The following is a 317-nucleotide window of genomic DNA, read 5'->3' on the forward strand; positions in this document are numbered from 1 at the left end:
TGGCGCGTCTCGACCTCGATGACCACCGTTCGCGATCGCGCTCGAACCTGTGGCGCGCTGATCGCTCACTGTGCTCGATGCGTTGAACCAGGCCATCTGCCAACGATGCCCGGCCGAGGGCGGTGGACTGATCCACCACTCAGACCGCGGCAGCCGTTCGCAAGCTCACCTATCCATCCGCTACACCGAGCGCCTGGCCGATGCCGGAATCGACACCTCGGTCGGCAGTGTCGGTGATTCATATGATAACGCAATGGCCGAAAGCGTCATTGGCCTCTTCAAGACCGAGGTCATCAACTACCTCGGACCCTGGAAGT

The 317-nt window shown here is 61.5% G+C and carries 1 pseudogene; it reads left to right on the forward strand.

The window, feature by feature from the left end:
- Nucleotides 1-70: 70 nt before the first annotated feature.
- Nucleotides 71-317 (forward strand): annotated as a pseudogene (locus tag ACH107_RS33720) (IS3 family transposase); the annotation flags it as partial.

This window comes from Roseovarius halophilus (ex Wu et al. 2025), assembly GCF_047086965.1.